Genomic DNA, 18,936 nt, shown 5'->3' with positions numbered 1-18,936 from the left:
TATAATCCGGCGCGGAACCTGCTGTGCTCGCGGCGTCATGCCTATTCATAGCGCAGCACAGCAGATCAGACATTCTCTATCGCCAAGAATCTTCGTTCATGCGTCTTCTTCTCGTTCTCCGTTCTCCGTTCTCCCTGACACCACACGGACGCAGCTCCAGAAGCTGCATTTCCGTGTGATGAAACAAATGTTATAGTCTATGAGAATTTCGTTCTCTTAATTCGAAATCGGATTATTCTGACTATCGGTCCACTTGGTGCCGTTGGCATGGTAGAATGCAGCCACACCGGTCACGCCGTTCAGCTTGCAATCCGAACACCACATCTGGGTTCCGTCCTGAGCGGGACGATAGACGTTGTTGAGATCAGACGCGGACATTGACCCCGGCGTGGTCCCCGCATTTGCACTCAGGGTTCCAGTAACGGAGAGGCTGGCATTCGTCCCACCGCTGTCCTGCAGCTTCAGGGTATTCCCCGAAGGCGCTGAAAAATAGGGCGCACCATTCACACCATCTCCTGTGGCGGGCTCGATCTGCACCGTATGCCCGGGCCCCACGGTAACGTCACCACTTCCGCTGACAGTCAAACCACAATTGCTCCCTGAGCCGCAGAGCGCAACCGAGCTGTCCGACATGCCATACTTGATCGCGCCATTCACATAACCGCTGATCGTACCATACCAGCTCTGGGTGCGATTGGTGACACTCGGATTGGTGCCGGGCGTTACGACAGGACCAACGTAGAGGTTCGGGTTCGCCCCCGCCACATCCTGCTGAAGCCGCGTGATCTGCCGGTAAGACATCCCGTCTGCGATGGCCACATTCTCACTCAGCGTGAAGGTCTTCCCAACGGCCGTACTGGCGTCAAACCTGGAGCAATGACTGGCGACGTAAAGCGACTGGCCATAAATCGCACTGCTGTTGCAACCACCCCAGAGCGAAATCTGGATCGGCAGACTGCCTGAAACCACAACGCCTGCGCTGTCCTCGGTGAACTCGGTGCCGTCATTGATCGTACCGTTGGACTGCGGCGAAATCACATATCCCGAATACTTCACGCTGTGCGGCGTCTTGGCATAGGTCGCAAAATCCGTCTCTTCCGCCTGGTATTCATGCGCCAGAGAGGTTTCTGCACCTGCCGTCGGCTCGACATAGCTGGCATACACATTGCGGGCAAAAACCTTGCCGGGAGAGCCAATCCAGACCGTCGGTGTCGTGCGGCTGGAATAGAGCGACGTGTCCAGTTTCGTCACATCCGGAACCGCCCCTGTTCCAGGGGCCTGCTCGAACACCGACCAGCCGTTGACCGTAATCGTATTGCCCGACCAGCCCGTGACGTAGCCGCCATAAAAACGCGCGGTGGGGATCTGACCGGATGAACTGCCAGTATCCGTCAGGCTCGTATCAATGGAATTCGACCAGATATACATGCCTGCACGCAGCTGATTGATCTGCTCCGCCGTCAGCGCGGATGCCAGCGTCACGGATGTGGCCGTATAGGCCGTGACCGGAAGGATCAGGCGGGCTGGCGCATTGTCGAGATGCTCATAGAACCCCACGATATCGCCCATGCCCGCGTTGGCGGAAACACCTTCATGCCAGTCGGTGCCTGAAATAGCCGCACGACCCGCACTGTCCGTCTGGGTGCCCCCCGTCGCAATCACGCACAGCGCGCAGCCATTGTTGTAATTACCATAAGGGCGCGCAACAATATTGACGATCGCACTGGTTGCCGCATCCCCAGCCCCACCAGAAACGACCGGAAGAGAAAACCCCCCCAACCAGATCGCATTGATATCACCGGCCAGAGCATCCTGCGCGCCAGCCCCAAGGCTATCCTGTATGGCAGAAACCAGCGACCCGTTACTTGCCGTATATTGCGCCTGCGTTGAAACATTCGCAGTCACGTTCCCATTATCATTGAGGCCGGCAATACCATTTGGGACGTTAATATCGCTTTGATTAAGACCATTACAGGCGACCGGCGTACCACCACCATCAACCCCGCAGATTTCCTGCACAACCAGAGTTTTCTTCCACACTCCGTTATTGTCTTTGTATGCTTCAGCGTACGGGATTTTTTGTGAATTTTCTTTTGTTATTACTGTGACCTGCTGAAAATCTCCATTCTTGTCTTTATAAGACATCGGATAAGAAAATGCGAAGGTCGGAAATATAAGAAATAAGATTACAATCTTCTTCAATGCATGAATCTCCCAATACGCATAGCGAGACTGACGCCGGTCTAAGCAGGCATCACCGAAATTCAATTTTTTGGAAATACAATGGTATAAATTACCATGCTCTCATAAATTAGCAGAAATTCGGTTATATTGCAAGTTTTTACCGTATCGACCTGTCTGCACAGACTTCCGGATATCTTCACCGCACTTCAGTAAAATCCTGAATTGGCCCTACAAATCCTCAGACAATCCTCCTGCCTTGAGGATCTGATTGAGGCCGATGGCGGCGATTGTGGCGGTTGCAATGCCGCCCAGCGTCACGCTGCCGATGGTGAAAGTGAGGTCTCCCGCCCCGGCCACGAGGGCCACGCCAACAGGAAACAGCGTTGAGGCACGGGAGAAATCGACGCGGTTATCCACCCAGACGCGCACCATCGTCGCCGCGATCAGACCGAACAGCCCGACCGAGAGGCCACTGAGCACAGGCTCCGGAATGGCCCGCAGCAGCGCCCCGAAGAAGGGCGAAAAACCCAATAGAATGGCGAACAATCCCGCCACCCCGAAAGTCAGCGTTGAATAGACCCGGGACAGCGCCATGACGCCGATATTCTCGACATAGGTGGTCACACCCGTGCCGCCGAGACTGGCCGCCAGCATCGTCGCCAGCCCGTCCCCGAGGAACGCACGCCCCGTCAGGTGATCCAGGGGGCGCCCCGTCATGGCCCCGATCGCCTTGAGATGCCCAAGATTCTCCGCCACCAGAACCAGCGCGACAGGCGCCAGCAGAATGGCTGCATGGCCGTTAAAACGAGGTGCCGTCAGATGCGGCATCCCGATCAACGGGGCGGACAGAACTTCGGAGAAATCCATCGCCGGCGCCAGATGCAGCCCGTTCGCCACCACGACATACACAAGCGTGGAAACAATCAGGGACAGCAGGATCGACAGCCGCCGCAGATACGGACCGCCATAGACTGCCAGCAGCGCCGTACACAGCAGCGCAAAAATACCGCAGGCCGTCCCGGCCCCGCCATGCCCGAGCCCGCGCGACGCCACAGGCGCCAGGTTGAGCCCGATCGCCGCGCCAATCGCCCCGGTGACGGATGGCGGCATGAGACGCTCGATCCACCCCGAGCCCGTCATCCGGACCAGAACCCCGATCAGCGCATACACCACGCCCGCGACGAAAATCCCGCCGCAGGCCAGTGCGATATCGGGGTTCGGACCATGCCCGGAATATCCGGTCAGCGCCACGACGAGCGCGATGAAGGAAAAACTCGACCCCAGATAGCTCGGAATGCGTCCCCCGGTGATGAGGAAGAACAGGATTGTTCCCAGCCCCGAGCACAGGATCGCCACATTGGGGTCAAACCCCATCAGCAGCGGCCCCACCACGGTCGATCCCGTCATCGCAAGGACATGCTGGCCGCCGAGCAGGACCGTCTGTCCCATCCCCGGATGCTCGTCAGGCGCGATCATGTCCGTCCGTTGCGCCCGACGCCAAACCGGAAGCCAGCGTTCACTCATCCTCAGTGTCCTCCGTTCGCGCGGATCTGAGCACGGAGCCGGGCCACATGGGCCTCCAGATCCGACCTGGAAATACGCGCGCATCGTCATCAATCCTGCCGCGAAATTATCATTCCATTAAAACAACAACCAAATACATGAACAAAGGTTGAACAAAATTAAAATACAATACCCCACTTCGAAATTATAAATTTCCATAATTCCGGTAATAACTTCCGTTTCATTTCGTAACAAATGACCAGAATCAGGTTTTCATGCAACACAACGATATTAAATTTATATTTAATACGTTTTGGCGCGACTCTCCAGTTCTTCAGTCAATAAAGCCAAGCTATCAGATCATTATGTTATTTTTGCGGAATGACATCACTCGGTAACGAATCCCCAAGTTTTCTCTCCTAGCGTGAGGATTGTGTTTCTATGAAAGCCAGATCAGCACCACGTCGAAACATCATGCTTTTCGCCTTTTCCGCGCTGACCGGGGCCGCTGTAACAGCACCCACCGGCTCGGCGCTGGCCCAGGCCGTCAGCGCCTCACAAGACAGCACTGCCGTTCCGAAACAGACCAAGCCCCAAAGCCGCACTGCCACGGGAAAAGCCTCGGCAACAACATCATCCCGCAGGGCCACGCTGCAAAAAGCCGCCGCAACAGGCGTCAATTCAACCCGTGCGGAAAGTGTTGTCGTCACGGGAACGCTGTTCCACGACAAGAACCTGAGCAGCGCGTCCCCGATCGAACAGATCACGGCCAAACAGCTCCAGCAACGCGGCATCAAGACCGTGACCGATGCTCTCCAGCTTCTGTCATCCAACGGTTCTGGCAACCTGACCAACGCTTTCTCCGCAAATGGCGCCTTCGCGGGCGGCGCGTCTGCCCCCTCTCTTCGCGGCCTCCAGACCTCCGCAACACTCGTGATGATGGACGGCATGCGCCTGTCCTATTATCCCGCAGGCGATGATGGCGCGCGCAACTTCGTTGATACGAACTGGATGCCGGCGTCTCTGGTGCAGACCATCGACGTGCAGCAGGATGGCGGCTCCGCACTGTACGGCGCTGACGCCGTGGCCGGCGTCATTAACATGATCACGCGCGAACAGATCAAGGGCTTCGAAGGCAACGCCGAAGGCGGCCTCAATCAGGGCGGCTATGGCGGCCACCAGCGGCTCTACGCCAATTACGGCGTGGGTGACGTGGAGAAGGACGGCTACAATTTCTATGTCAATTCGGAGTACCAGTCCGATGACATGATCACCAACAGCCAGATCGGCTATCCCTACAACACCAGCAACCTGACAGGCATCGGTGGCGGCAACGCGGATGGAAACATCCTCGGCTCGGATGGCACATTCAGCAATGCCGTCACGCAGACCACAGGCGTCGTGGCCAAGGCCGTCGACAGCAGCGGAAAATCCCTCAGTGGCTATCAGTTACTCAATCCGACCTCGGGCTGCAACGGTCTGTCCGGAGCGCATTCGGGCTATGTAACCGGCACGCCAACAGGGTCCGTCAGCAGCCTGTGCCAGCAGGACACAGTCTCGAAATACAGCGTGATCTCACCGTATGACCGCCGTGTGGAAGCCACCGCGCATCTCACGGTCAAGCTCGGCCCGCGCGCCAAGCTCGTCAGCATGTTCACCTACTCCCAGAACCTGTCCTCCTACAGCGGCACACCCAGCGCGTTTTATGCCAACACACAATCACAGCTCGGAACGAGCAAAGGCGTGCTCGCCCCGGCCTATCTGCCGGACGGTTCGCTGAACCCGAACAACCCCTATGCATCCCTCAACGAAAGCGCACAGCTTTACGGACGCTTCATCGACCCCACGGAAGTCACGCAGTTCTCGCAGAACTACCGCGGATCCATGCATCTGACAGGCTGGGAACCCTCAAGCTGGGGCGGTGACTGGAACTATGATTCCAGCATGGTCGGCATGAATACCGATCTTTCGACAAAATACGGCAACTACATCAATATCGGCGATCTCAATAATGCGATCGAGAACGGCACCTATAACTTCGTCGACCAGAGCGCCAATTCCACGGCAGCAAAGAACGCCATCGCGCCGACAGAAATCGTCCATTCCAAGACAGAAGAATATTCCTGGCAGGCCTCCGTCACCAAAGGGCTCGTCCGACTGCCCGGCGGCATGCTGAACCTCGCGATCGGAACAAACGTCCGCTACGAAGGCTTCAGCGCGCCCAACGCCAACCCGGTCGACACCACTGACGTCAACAACCAGTACGAGAGCATCAACCCGTTCAGCGCGATCGGCCATCGTTACGTCTATTCGGGCTATTTCGAACTGAACGCGCCCATCGTGAAAATGCTGAACGCCGACTTCCAGGGACGTTACGACTCCTATTCTACGGGTTTCAGCCATTTTTCTCCAAAAATCGGCGCCACCTTCAAGCCGAGCAAAGAGTTCATGCTCCGTGGCACCTGGTCGCAGGGCTTTCAGGTTCCGAGTTTCTATGAAACCAACGGCACCACCATTGGCTATACGTCCTACGGCCCGTCGAACCTGACCTGGATCAACCAGCATCTGGATTCCAACGGCAGCAAAGACAGCTACGCACAGGCCTATAGTCTCGGCGGCCAGAGCGTCGGCAACCCGAACCTCAAGCCCATGACAAACAACACCTTTACGGGTGGCCCGGTCTTTCACCCCTTCCCGTGGATGACGTTCAGCGCGGAATACTGGTACATCCGCGAGAAGAACGTCATCGTCTCCAACCCGACCCCGGCAGCAACTGTGGCGGCAGCCTACGAGGCCATGAACACCAACCAGACGGTCATGATCGACGGCAACACCGTGGTCCCGGACATTGCGGACCCGCTGCATCCTGACGCACCCCGCCGTGCAGGCATCATTGAATCGTCTTACATCAACGCCAACAGCATGATGACCGACGGCGTTGACCTCAACCTGTCGATCACCCATCGCCTGCCCGGCCCGCTGAAGATGATCAACTGGTACAGCAACGGCCATGCAACATGGGTCCACCGCTTCAACCAGACCATCCCCGGCGTAGGCGTCGAACGTTTTGCCGGAACCGAAGGCCCGTGGAACACGACCTCAGCCTCGGGAACGCCCCGCTGGCGCGCCAACTGGCAGAACACCTTCACCTGGAACAAACTTTCGACGACTTTCACGGTCTATTACACCAGCGGCTATCACGGCACGGCAGAAGACAACGATGGCCCGGGCACGGCCGGAAACTGCAATTACGCCCTCTATCAGGATGTCAGCAGCTTCTATCCGTCCCAGTGCAATGTCCGCCATTTCTGGGATCTCGACATGACCGTGAACTACCAGTTCAACAAACAGTGGGCCGGCTACGTCAACATCTACAATCTGGCCGGTTTCAAGGCGCCATATGATTTTGGCACCTATGGGTCCTATCTTTACAACTCATCCTGGGCGCAGAGTGGTGCCCTGGGGCGGGCCTTCCGCTTCGGAGTTACGGCAACACTGTAAGGCGTGATGCACCACACAATCAGGCGCTCCTCTTCGCGCACGGCATTCCTCATGGCGATGATCGCCATGGGGGTGCCCCGAGCCTTTCCGGCACCCCCCGCGCCCTCCGGCAGAACGGAGGCGCCTGTGTCATTCACCCTCCAGCCGGGCTCCGGCCCGGACTGGAGCCTGACCAGTGCAGACGGCCCCACTAAAGACGAAGTTCTAACGGCCCGTGCCGGAAGCGGCCTGACCAACCTCCGAACCCTTCGCCTCGACACCACTGCAACAGACCTGCGGACGGTCATCGCAAAACCCGGTTCCGCCTTTCGCATCGCCCGACAGTCGCACCTCACCTACACCATCTTCCCTGTCGCCGACCCGCTCTCCCTGACGGACGACGCCACATACACCAGCCTCGACATCCTGTTCACCGATGGCACCCGCGCCTCCACACTCGGCGCCCATGATCTTTCCGGCGCCGACCTGACAGCACAGGGTCAGGGCGCAGGCGGCGCACTCTACCCCAACCAGTGGACGCTCGTGGACGTGCCTCTCGGCAACATCGCCGCGGGCCGGACTGTTGCAGCCCTCGAACTGACGTCCCGCGCGCCAAATGGCACAACACGCCGCGTGTATCTTGATGCAGCCTCCATCACCAATATCCCCGATCAAACCAGCCTGACGCCCGCCGACCTCGTGGACACGCGGCGCGGCACCAATGCGAACGGCCATTATTCGCGCGGAAACAACTTCCCCGCCGTGGCCGTGCCGCACGGGTTCAACTTCTGGACACCCGTGACGCGGGGCAATTCCAACTGGCTTTACCAGTATCAGGAACGCAACGGCCCCGATAACCATCCGCGCCTCGAAGCCCTGTCCCTCAGCCACGAACCCAGCCCGTGGATGGGCGATCATGACACCTTCCAGATCATGCTAGCCCTCGGCCCAGACACGCCTTCCGCAGACCGGACCGCACGCGCCATCGGCTTCACGCACGACCATGAAACCGCCCTGCCCTACCGCTATGCCGTCACACTGGATAACGGAATCGCGGCAGACATGTCCCCGACCGACCACGCGGCCATCCTGCGCTTCCGCTATCCCGGCGGCACAACGCGCGGACAGATCGTGTTCGACAACATTACCAATCAGGGCCGTCTGAAAATCGCTCCGGACGGACGCAGTGCGGATGGCTATACGGATGTCGCCAGCGACCTCTCCACCGGCGCAAGCCGGATGTATGTCCATCTCGAATTTGATCGCCCCGCCGTCGCACAAGGCCGCCTGACCGGCCAGAAACGCGACGACGTGCAAGCCTGGGCCGCGTTCGACACCACAGCCGACCCCACGGTCACGGTCCGGATCGCAACCTCTCTCATCAGTTCCGATCAGGCGCAACACAATCTCGCGCTCGAACTGCCAAACGGCGCCACACTGGAAACAGTCGCACAGGCCGCGAAAGCCGCCTGGAACAGCAGGCTGGACCGCATCCAGATCCCCGGCGCACCTCCGGATGAGCAGCGCACGCTCTACGGCAACCTCTACCGCCTCTATCTCTATCCCAACAACGCGGCTGAAAATGTCGGCACAATGGAGGCACCGCATCTGCGACATGCCAGCCCGTTCCAGCCGAGACAGCACCCCGACGGCCCAACGCAGACCGGCGCTCCGGTTGTGGACGGCCCGCTTTACGTCAATAACGGTTTCTGGGACACATACCGCACGGCATGGCCCGCCTATGCACTGCTGACACCCGAAGAAGACGGTCAGTTGATCGACGGTTTCGTCCAGCAATACCGCGAAGGCGGCTGGATCGCGCGCTGGTCCTCGCCCGGCTATGCCGACCTCATGACCGGAACAAGCGCAGACGTCGCATTCGCGGACGCCTACGCCAAACATGTCCGCAACTTCGATGCCGCGGCCTTCTATCGCGCAGGCCTGAAGGACGCGACCGTCATGCCTGACAATCCGGGCGTGGGCCGCAAGGGCCTCAACCGTTCCATGTTCAGAGGCTACACCGACACCGATACGGACGAAGCCCTGTCATGGTCCAATGCCGCCACACTCAATGATTTTGCTCTGGGTGAAATGGCTGCCTCCCTGTCCGCTTCCACGCCCGATGCGACAAAAGCCGATTACGCGGCGGAAAGCTGGTATCTGCACAACCGGGCCCTGAACTACGTCCATCTGTTTGACCGGGATGTCGGGTTTTTCGTCGGCCGCCGCCCGGACGGACAGTGGAGAGCCACGAAAGAACAGTTCGATCCGCTCGCCTGGGGTGGCGACTATACCGAGACAAACGCCTGGACCATGGCCTTCGACCCCGTTCAGGACGGGCAGGGACTTGCCAGCCTCTACGGTGGACGCGACGGACTGGCGCGCAAGCTGGACGCCTATTTCGCAACGCCCGGCGTCTATCACACCGGCGCCTATGGCGGCGTAATCCACGAAATGCGGGAAATGCACGACATCCGCATGGGCCAGTACAGCCACAGCAACCAGCCCGCACATCATATCCTCTATCTGTACGACACCGCCGGCCAACCCTGGAAAGCGCAGGACAAAATCCGCGACGTCATGAACCGGCTGTATCGCGGCACGGCGATCGGCCAGGGCTATCCGGGCGATGAGGATAACGGCGAAATGTCGGCCTGGTGGATCTTCAGCGCGGCGGGGTTCTATCCGCTGCGCATGGGCACGCCGACCTACGCCATCGGCGCGCCGCGCTTCGAGACCATGCGGCTGACGCTCGGAAAAGGACATGTCCTGACAGTCCGGGCGCCCGGTATCAGCGACCGCAACCGCTTCGTCCAGTCCGTCAGCCTGAACGGCAAAGCGCTCACGCGCTGGTGGCTGGGCCATGACGACATCGCGGGTGGAGGCGACCTGCTGTTCCGCATGGGGCCGCATCCCTCGCACTGGGGAACCGCGCTAGAAGCGTCGCTGCCCTCCCTGACCCCGGCCGGACACAGCCCTGACCCCGCGGTCGATCTGGCCGATATCGCCGGGGCAACCCATACCGGACCGGACGCGCTGTTCGACAATGACGCCCTGACCTCCGCTTCCCTTGACGGCGCAGACGTCACCGTCACATGCCCTGCCGGAGCTTCCGCGCTGGCCTATACGCTCACCTCCACCGACATGCCCGGCCATGCTCCGTCCGCATGGGACGTACTGGCTTCGGATGACGGGAAGACATGGCAGAAAATCGACCATCGCGAGAACGAAACATTCCCCTGGAAACACCAGACACGCCCGTTCCTTCTACCCGACCATACGCCGCACAGACTGTATCGCTGGCATGTGCTCCAGCCCGCTTCTGCCGAGGCCGGAGAGTTTGAACTGCTGGGCCACGCTCACCCCCCGTCCCCCTGACCGTTTATTTCCCGGAGTCCCAAGCCCTTATGTCGCTTTCCACACTCGCCCGAAGCCTTCTGGCCGCAACCCTCCTGTCTGGAACGGCTTTCCTGCCCGTCCATGCCCAGACCACACCGCAGCAGCCCCCAAAGCCGGACGCCTCTCCCGCCTCTGCTGTAGATCCGCGCATCGGAACCGGAGGCGCCGGACATACCTATCCCGGCGCCACCATACCATTCGGAATGATCCAGCTCTCCCCCGATACCGCGATGACGGATTTCCATCACGCCTACGCCTGGGCGGCGGGCTATCAGTATGATGATCCGACGATCCTGGGCTTCTCGCACACCCATTTCTCGGGCGCGGGCCATTCCGATCTCGGCGACGTTCTGGTGATGCCGATTGCGGGCGACGTGCGTCTGGAGCCCGGCGACGCGGCCGTGCCGGAAAGCGGATACCGCTCCCGCTTCCGCCACGCCACGGAAGTGGAAACTCCGGGCTATTACGCCGTCACGCTCGACGACTATAAAATCCGCGCCGAGCTGAGCGCCTCCCGCCGTGTCGGATGGCACCGCTATACGTTCCCCAAAGGCAAACCCGCCCATCTGCTGCTGGACCTGCGACCCAGCATCTACGACTATCCGGGCAAGGTTCTGTGGGCGCGCCTGCATGTTGCCCCCGATGGCACGGTCTCGGGCTGCCGGACCACGCGGGGATGGGCGCCGGGGCGGACCCTGTGTTTTGCCATGCGTTTTTCAAAACCCATGACGGAACGCACACTGTATAACCGCGAAACGAAAGTGGCCTATCGCGGCTTCGGCGGCCCCGGGAACCACCCTGTCGACCATGAGGCCCAGAATGGCCGCGAACTGGAAGGCGTGTTCGATTTCGGACGCCTGAAAGAGCCGCTACTCGTCAAAACATCCATCTCCCCGGTCAGCGAGGAAAACGCCGTCGCCAATCTCGACAGCGAAGGACAGGGCTGGGATTTCGATGCACAGCACAACACGGCCCTGGGCGCATGGAACAAGGCCCTGTCAGTCATCGACATGCAGGGCACGGCGGAGCAGCGGACGCAGTTCTATACCGCGCTCTATCACGTCATGCTGGCCCCCACGCTCAGCATGGATGCCAACGGCGACTTCACCGGCCCGGATTATCAGCGCCACCGCGCGGACGGGTTCGAGTTCTACTCCACATGGTCAATGTGGGACGTTTACCGCGCGCAACAGCCGCTTCTGGCCATCCTGCGCCCCGATATGAGCTCACATTTCATCCGCTCGCTCATCGCATCCCAGCAGACCAGCCCGTTCGGCCTGCTGCCGGTCTGGGCGTATCAGGGCCTCGAGACCTGGTGCATGATCGGCTATCACGCCGTACCGGTCATTGCGGATGCGTATCTGGCGGGCGTGCGCGGCTTTGATGCTGAAGCCGCGCTTAAGGGCATGATCCGCAGCGCGACCTACGGACCCTACGGCGATCTGACCGACTACATGAAAATCGGCTACGTCCCGATCGACAAGGAGCCCGAGGGCGCTTCCAAGACACTGGAATACGCTTATGACGACTGGGCACTGGCCCGCATGGCGCGCGCGATGGGCAAAACCGACGTGGCGCGCACGTTCGAAAAGCGCTCCGACAACTGGCGGAAAGTCTGGGACCCCGAAACGCGCTTCATGCGCGCCCGCACATCCTCAGGCGCGTTCCACACGCCCTTCACCCCCGCCGCGGCCGCTTATGGAAGCGATTATACCGAAGGCAATGCCTGGCAGTATTCGTGGTATGTGCCGCAGAATATTCCGGGCCTGATCAAGGTCCTGGGCGGCCGCAAAAAATTCACGTCACGGATCGACGAACTGTTCGACACGAAGGTCGATCCCGCGATTTTCAAGAATGTCGAGGATATCAGCGGTCTGATCGGCTGGTACGCACATGGCAACGAACCCGACCATCATGTCGCCTATCTCTACGACTACGCAGGTGCCCCGTGGAAAACGCAGCAGCGCCTGACACAGATCATGCAGACGCAATACGCCCTGCGCCCCGACGGTCTGGCGGGCAATGACGATCTGGGCCAGATGTCCGCATGGTATCTGTTCACGGCCATGGGTTTCTACCCTGTCGCTCCGGCCAGTCAGGAATATGCAATCGGCCGGCCCTTCGTCTCCCGTGCCACCATGCATCTGGGCAACGGACATGATTTTACGGTCACAGCCGACAATCTGGACGACGCTCATCCCTACGTCGGCCAGATGACGCTCAACGGTCAGCCTTTAAGCACCCCGTTCCTGCATCAGCAGGACGTTCTCGCAGGCGGCGAACTGCACTTCGTCATGCAGGCCCAGCCACCGGCATAACGTCTGATAAAAGGGAAGACCCGCAGTAACGCGCGGTCTTCCCGACCGGAACCTGAAGCAGAACTATACTCCACATTAAAGGACGAGAACCTATTCTGAAAAATTATTTACTTCTTCATAATATTTATGAAACATATTTGTCATGAAACTATTACACGACATCACAGATACGCGAACATAATGTTCGCCGCGTTATCACCGCCCAGATTTTATCTTCTTGATGCCGGGAAAACGCGAAATGAAAAAGAATGGTGTCCTGCTCACCACCTGTCTGAGTTCGTTGGTCTTCTACAGCGCCCATGCGGCTCCAGTCCCTGCAAAAACACCCTCCCACGGAGACGCTGCCCAGCACAGGACACCCCGGCCAGCCCCCCAGAAGGCTGCCGCCAGAAAAAGCAGCACACCGGACGCTGCCATTTCCAACAAATCAGAATCCATCGTCGTTCTCGGCTCGGGCGCCTCGCGCGAAACCCAGACCCTTTCGCATCTGGCGCTACAGGAAGTCGCCCCCGGCACAAGCCCGCTGAAAACGCTCTCGAAACTCCCCGGCGTCATGTTCACGTCTTCAGACCCGCTGGGCGCTTACGAATGGTCGCAGCAGATCATTATTCGTGGCTTCGACCAGAGCCGTCTGGGCTTTACGATGGATGGCATCCCGCTCGGCAACCTCGCCTATGGCAACGATAACGGTCTGTCGATCGGCCGCGCCCTGCAGACCGAAAACAACGGCCCCGCAACCCTCGCCCAGGGTGCAGGATCAGTCGGTGTTGCCGCCTCGAACGACCTCGGCGGCGCACTCGAATTCACGTCCATCGACCCCACCACGAAATATGGCGTGGATGTCGCCGGAACGGTTGGCTCCTATGGCACATGGCGCACATTCGCCCGCGTCAATTCCGGCACGCTGCCGGGCGGCGGACGGTTGTACGTCTCATACGATTATCAGGACGCCAACAAATGGAAAGGCGACGGCATCCAGCAGCAACAGCAGGCAAACGCCAAGTTCATCCAGCCGCTGGGGGAGAAGGTCAAGCTGACCCTGTTCGGCGATTACAGCCAGCGCGCGGAAAATGATTATCAGGATCTGTCCCTGCAGCTGATCCACACCCGCGGCTACAATGTCGATAACGTCACCAACGACTACGGACTGGCCAAGCAGATCGCCCGGGCCTACCAGAACGGCACGGCCTTCCCGCAGGGCATCACCAATCAGGACCAGTCCTATTACAACTCCGCCGGCCTGCGTCAGGACGCGCTGGGCTACGGACGACTGGACTTCGATATTACCAGCCGCCTCAAAGGCTACGCCACGGTCTACGGCCATACCAATACCGGCGAAGGCATTTACGCCACGCCCTACGAACCCACGCCTGACTCACTCGGTGGTTCACCCATTTCGGTACGAACCACCGAATATGACATCCACCGCGAAGGCTTTATCGGCGGCCTGACCTACAAAATCGCCCATCACACGATCGACGGCGGCTTCTGGTTCGAAAACAACGACTTTGAACAGGCACGCCGTTTTTATCCGCTGAGCGAAAGCGGCTACACCGGCAGTTCAGTCCACTGGTTCCGCAACAATCCGTTCGCCACGCAGTGGCAGAGCGCGTTCAATACCAAGACATACCAGTTCCACCTTCAGGACACCTGGCAGATCACTCCGGCCTTCAAGCTGAATTACGGCTTCAAGTCTCTGGTCGTCGACAATCGCGCCCGCCAGCTTGAAGGCAATTACATGGGCACCCCGGTCGCCAACACCTATGCCGGAGGGTCCATCACATCAGCCAACGGCTTCCTGCCGCAGCTTGGTGGCAATTACCGAATCAACCGTCACAACGAAATCTTCGCCGATTTCGCACGCAACATGGCGGCCTTCGACAATTCCACAACCGGCGCGACCAGCCCTTTTGCAATGACGACCGCAGCGTATGCAGCGGCCAAGAATTCGCTGCATCCTGAAATGTCCTACAGCGAAGAAATCGGCTACCGCTATCACGACCACCGCATCCAGGCGTCACTGACCGGCTATTACATCGAATTTGAAAACCGCCTTGCCTCCATCTCACCTGTGTCCAGCGGCACGAACGTTCAGGGCTATGCCAGCATCCTGAGCAATGTCGGCGGTGTCACGGCACGCGGCATCGACGCTGCCTTCAACTACCATTTCACCGATAACTGGTCGATTTACGCCTCCTACGCCTACAACCAGTCCACCTATGACGACAACCTGACGACCGGCGGCGTGACATACGCCACCAAAGGCAAGAGCGTTGTCGCCATGCCGCGCAATCTGGCCAACGTACAGCTCAGCTACGACGACGGCTCGATCTGGGGCAATGTCGGCATGCAGTATCAAGGCCGCAGAACCTACACCTACACCAACGACCAGTGGATCAAGCCGAACGACATCTTCAACCTGAATGTCGGCTATCGCTTCCATAGCCATAACTGGGTGCTGCATGGTCTGGACGCCCAGATCAACGTCACCAACCTGTTCGACAAACGCTATGTCGCCACCGTCGGCAGCACGGGCTTTGCCGTCAGCGACCCGACCGGAAGCCTGCAGACCCTTCAGGCCGGTGCCCCCCGCATGGTGTTCTTTACCCTGCGCAAGCACTTCTTCTGATCGCTGACCTCTTCACGGATGACGCCCTGATGCCACGTTCTCCCAGCCGTCGACAGTTTCTCCGGTTCGGCTCCGCCACCGCGGCGGCAGCCCTCCTGCCCGAGAACCTGAAGCGTGCTCTCGCCATCGCGCCGCATACCGTCACAGGCACGATCCAGGACGTGGAACATGTCGTCATCCTGATGCAGGAAAACCGGTCTTTCGATCATTATTTCGGCTGCCTTCAGGGGGTGCGCGGCTACGCAGACCCCCGCGCCGAACGCCTGCCGGACGGCAGCAGCGTCTTTGCCCAACCGGACGGAAAGGGAGGCACCGTCCTCCCGTTCCTGTTCAACACAGCCCACACCTCCAGCGCCTGCCTCGCCAGTCTCGATCATAGCTGGAAAGGCACCCAGGCCGCATGGAACGACTGGAACACATGGATCTCCCACAAGGGGGCCATGACCATGGGTCATTTCACCCGCGCTGAAATTCCCTATTATTACGCCCTCGCCGACGCTTTTACGATCTGCGACGCCTATCACGCCTCCCTTTTCGGCCCGACCAATCCCAACCGTCTCTTCCTGTTTTCCGGAACGAGCGGTCTGGCCGTTAGCCATTCCGGCAAACAGGCCGTCGAGAATGTGGATGACGGGAACTGGTCGGCCGACATGGCCCATGACCACCCCGATTTCACGCCGTTCCGCTGGGACACCTATCCAGAAAAACTTCAGGACGCCGGTGTCTCCTGGCGTGTCTATCAGGAATACGACAATTTCGGCGACAACCCGCTGGCGTCCTTCGCGCAGTTTCGCAACCTCGACCCGGCATCCTGGCAGTATCGCAGGGCGCGTCAGATCGTGCCCGGCTCCACCGAAACCGACATGCACACGACCGAAGGTCGCTATCTTGTCGCCGAATTCGAACGCGACATCTCGGAAGGACGCCTGCCTCAGGTCTCATGGATCGTCCCGCCCACAGCCCTGAGCGAACACCCCAACGCCCCACCCGGCTACGGCGAACACCTCATTTCCCAGCTCATGGACGTTTTCGTCCGCCATCCCGACGTCTGGTCACGCACCGTCTTCATCCTCAATTACGATGAAAATGACGGGTTTTTCGACCACGTCCCCGCCCCGGTCCCCGCGCTGACACCTGAGCAGGGCGGCGGGACGGTCTCAACACAGGGAGAGTCCTATCACGATGTTCCAGTCGGACTCGGCCCGCGCGTCCCCGCCATCATCGTCTCGCCCTGGACAAAAGGCGGCTGGGTCAATTCGCAGGTGTTCGACCACACCTCCGTTCTGCGCTTTCTTGAAGCGCGGTTTGACGTTAAATGCCCGAACATCACGCCGTGGCGTCGCAGCGTATGCGGCGACCTGACATCCGTGTTCGATTTTGCCCAGACAGACCGGACATGGACCGCAAGCCTCCCAAACACGGACGACTATCTCCCCGAAACGCGACGCTCCTGTGTGCTTCCCCATCCGGTCGTCCCGACAGTCCAGAGACTGCCCCGACAGGAAACTGGACAACGCCCGGCCCGCGCCCTGCCCTATCATTTACAGGCCGATTTCCTCGCCCCCGAAACCCTCAGACTGACCAATACGGGCCTACAGGGCACCGTCTTCCGGGTCCGTTCCAACGGCACCACCCGACATTACACCCTCGATGCCCGCACCAGCCTGTCCGTTCCGGCAAACCCTTCCGATCAGAATCCCGTCACGGTTCACGGCCCCAACGGCTTTTATCGCGCCCTGCGTGGACAGGAGCTTCCCGAAGTCACACTCCAGCACGATCCGCAGCGTGACGTCCTGCTGCTGTCGCTTCGTAACGGGACGCCCAAGCTCCAGAACTTCCACATCACGGAAAAACACAGCGCCAGAGATCGCACAATTTCCCTGCAGCCCGACGAAACCCTGACGACCCCCTGGGCCATTGCCCCGGCTTCATACTGGTACGATCTGCTCATCCAGTCCGCCGAACGGCCCCACACAACCCTGCAACTGGCGGGGCACATCGAAAATGGCCAGCCGAGCCTGACAGAGCCTCACGCGAAGCCATAGCATCTGACCACCTGGTGGAAACTCAACCGCGATACTGGTTCTCGGAAACCTGCTCCAGCCAGTCCACCGGAGAGCCATCCTGCTTTTCCTGAATGGCAATATGGCTCATCGCCGTGGTGGCCGTGGCGCCATGCCAGTGCTTTTCATCAGGCGCGAACCAGACGGTATCACCCGGACGTATTTCCTCAACCGGCCCATCTTCGCGCTGCACCCAGCCACAGCCAGCAGTCACGATCAGCGTCTGCCCGAGCGGATGGGTGTGCCATGCAGTCCGCGCTCCCGGCTCAAAAGTGACAAGCGCCGTCGTCACCCGCGCCGGTTCAGGAGGATTGAAAAGCGGGTCAATCCGCACCGTCCCTGTAAACCAGTCAGACGGTCCCTTCACGGAAGGCTGAGATCCAATGCGCGTAATTTCCATGACCAATACTCCGGTATATGCCGCAAAACCGTTGAGTTCTGTTTTTTTCATGAAGGCTGCCGCATCATTGCGCGCGCTCAACCCGGATATTACGATATATTTTCGTAATGAATTTTTCTGGCTGCCGCGCAGGATATCAGGGGGCGCCTTTTACGCGCCTGCCTGTATCAGCCATCGCGGCAGACCTGCTCCGGAATGCGTCAGACCTGCTGTTTGGTCGGACGGAAAAGAATTTCGTTGATGTCCACATCTTCGGGCTGACTGATCGCAAAAGCCACACACCGGGCAAAAGACTCAGCACTGATCGCAATACCGGGTACGAAATTCCGAAGCTGTTCCGCAGTCGCTTCGTCATGAATGCCGTCGAGCAGTTCCGATTGCACAGCGCCCGGGGAAATAACGGTCGTACGCAGATTGTAGGGCTTCACTTCCCCCCGCAGCCCTTCGGAGAGCGCCCGCACGGCAAATTTCGTGGCGGAATACACGGCACTGTTTTCAAGAACGCGATGGCCAGCAACCGAAGACACATTGATGATATGGCCGCTTTTTTTCGCCTTCATATGCGGCAGAGCTGCGGCAATTCCATACAGAACACCTTTGATATTCACATCAATCATCAGGTCCCACTCATCGACGCGCAGATTTTCCAGCGGTGAGAGAGGCATGACACCCGCATTATTGAGCAGAACGTCAATCCGGCCATAGGTCCTGACGGCGGTATCGACAAGGTTCTGAACCGAAGCGCGGTCCGTCACATCAGTTTCGACTGCAAGCGCCGCTCCACCCTTGGCGGTAATCTCTTCCGCAAGGGCCCTGATCCGGTCTTCACGGCGTGCGCCCAGCAATACAGTCGCACCCTGCTCCGCAAGATGCAGGGCAGCCTGCGCTCCCAGACCGCTGCTCGCACCCGTAATGACAACAATCTTGCTGGCAATAGCCTTGTTCATGATCCGGCTCCGT

General features: G+C 59.4%; 9 protein-coding genes. 5 read left to right on the top strand and 4 right to left on the bottom strand.

The genetic code is table 11. From position 1 onward, the window contains the following. Window positions 1–216 precede the first annotated feature (216 nt). Together A0U94_RS00675 and A0U94_RS00670 are read right to left on the bottom strand one after the other, a co-directional pair. Window positions 217–2,040, bottom strand: coding sequence for a hypothetical protein (locus A0U94_RS00675; RefSeq protein WP_149026630.1), 1,824 nt, complete (start codon window positions 2,038–2,040; stop codon window positions 217–219). A gap of 372 nt (window positions 2,041–2,412) precedes the next feature. Further along, on the bottom strand, window positions 2,413–3,708 hold the full coding sequence (locus tag A0U94_RS00670; RefSeq protein WP_077802129.1) for a solute carrier family 23 protein: 1,296 nt from the start codon (window positions 3,706–3,708) through the stop codon (window positions 2,413–2,415). Between the two features lie 420 nt (window positions 3,709–4,128). Between A0U94_RS00670 and A0U94_RS00665 the strand changes: the two genes are divergently transcribed. The 5 genes from A0U94_RS00665 (at window position 4,129) to A0U94_RS00645 (ending at window position 17,558) form a co-directional block, all read left to right on the top strand. Further along, window positions 4,129–7,188 carry a TonB-dependent receptor plug domain-containing protein gene (locus tag A0U94_RS00665; protein ID WP_077802128.1) on the top strand — a complete coding sequence of 1,020 codons (3,060 nt, stop codon included), beginning with the start codon at window positions 4,129–4,131 and terminating at the stop codon, window positions 7,186–7,188. 126 nt (window positions 7,189–7,314) lie between these two features. Further along, complete coding sequence (locus A0U94_RS00660) at window positions 7,315–10,545, top strand: GH92 family glycosyl hydrolase (protein WP_244178034.1); 3,231 nt, start codon at window positions 7,315–7,317, stop codon at window positions 10,543–10,545. A gap of 29 nt (window positions 10,546–10,574) precedes the next feature. Beyond that, window positions 10,575–12,884 carry a GH92 family glycosyl hydrolase gene (locus tag A0U94_RS00655; protein ID WP_077802126.1) on the top strand — a complete coding sequence of 770 codons (2,310 nt, stop codon included), beginning with the start codon at window positions 10,575–10,577 and terminating at the stop codon, window positions 12,882–12,884. A gap of 238 nt (window positions 12,885–13,122) precedes the next feature. Beyond that, entirely contained in the window at window positions 13,123–15,513 is a 2,391-nt protein-coding gene (locus A0U94_RS00650; protein ID WP_077803757.1) for a TonB-dependent receptor, read from the top strand. Between the two features lie 29 nt (window positions 15,514–15,542). Continuing rightward, entirely contained in the window at window positions 15,543–17,558 is a 2,016-nt protein-coding gene (locus A0U94_RS00645; RefSeq protein WP_077802125.1) for a phosphocholine-specific phospholipase C, read from the top strand. 22 nt (window positions 17,559–17,580) lie between these two features. Here A0U94_RS00645 and A0U94_RS00640 read toward each other — a convergent pair whose 3' ends face one another. Together A0U94_RS00640 and A0U94_RS00635 are read right to left on the bottom strand one after the other, a co-directional pair. Next, on the bottom strand, window positions 17,581–18,027 hold the full coding sequence (locus tag A0U94_RS00640; RefSeq protein ID WP_456303946.1) for a (R)-mandelonitrile lyase: 447 nt from the start codon (window positions 18,025–18,027) through the stop codon (window positions 17,581–17,583). A gap of 149 nt (window positions 18,028–18,176) precedes the next feature. Then, on the bottom strand, window positions 18,177–18,923 hold the full coding sequence (locus A0U94_RS00635; protein ID WP_077802124.1) for an SDR family oxidoreductase: 747 nt from the start codon (window positions 18,921–18,923) through the stop codon (window positions 18,177–18,179). Window positions 18,924–18,936 lie beyond the last annotated feature (13 nt).

The sequence above is a fragment of the Gluconobacter albidus genome (assembly GCF_002005485.1).
Lineage (GTDB): Bacteria > Pseudomonadota > Alphaproteobacteria > Acetobacterales > Acetobacteraceae > Gluconobacter > Gluconobacter albidus.
Note: the sequence above shows the minus strand (reverse complement) of the source record. Positions and strands in the feature narration are given on the sequence as shown.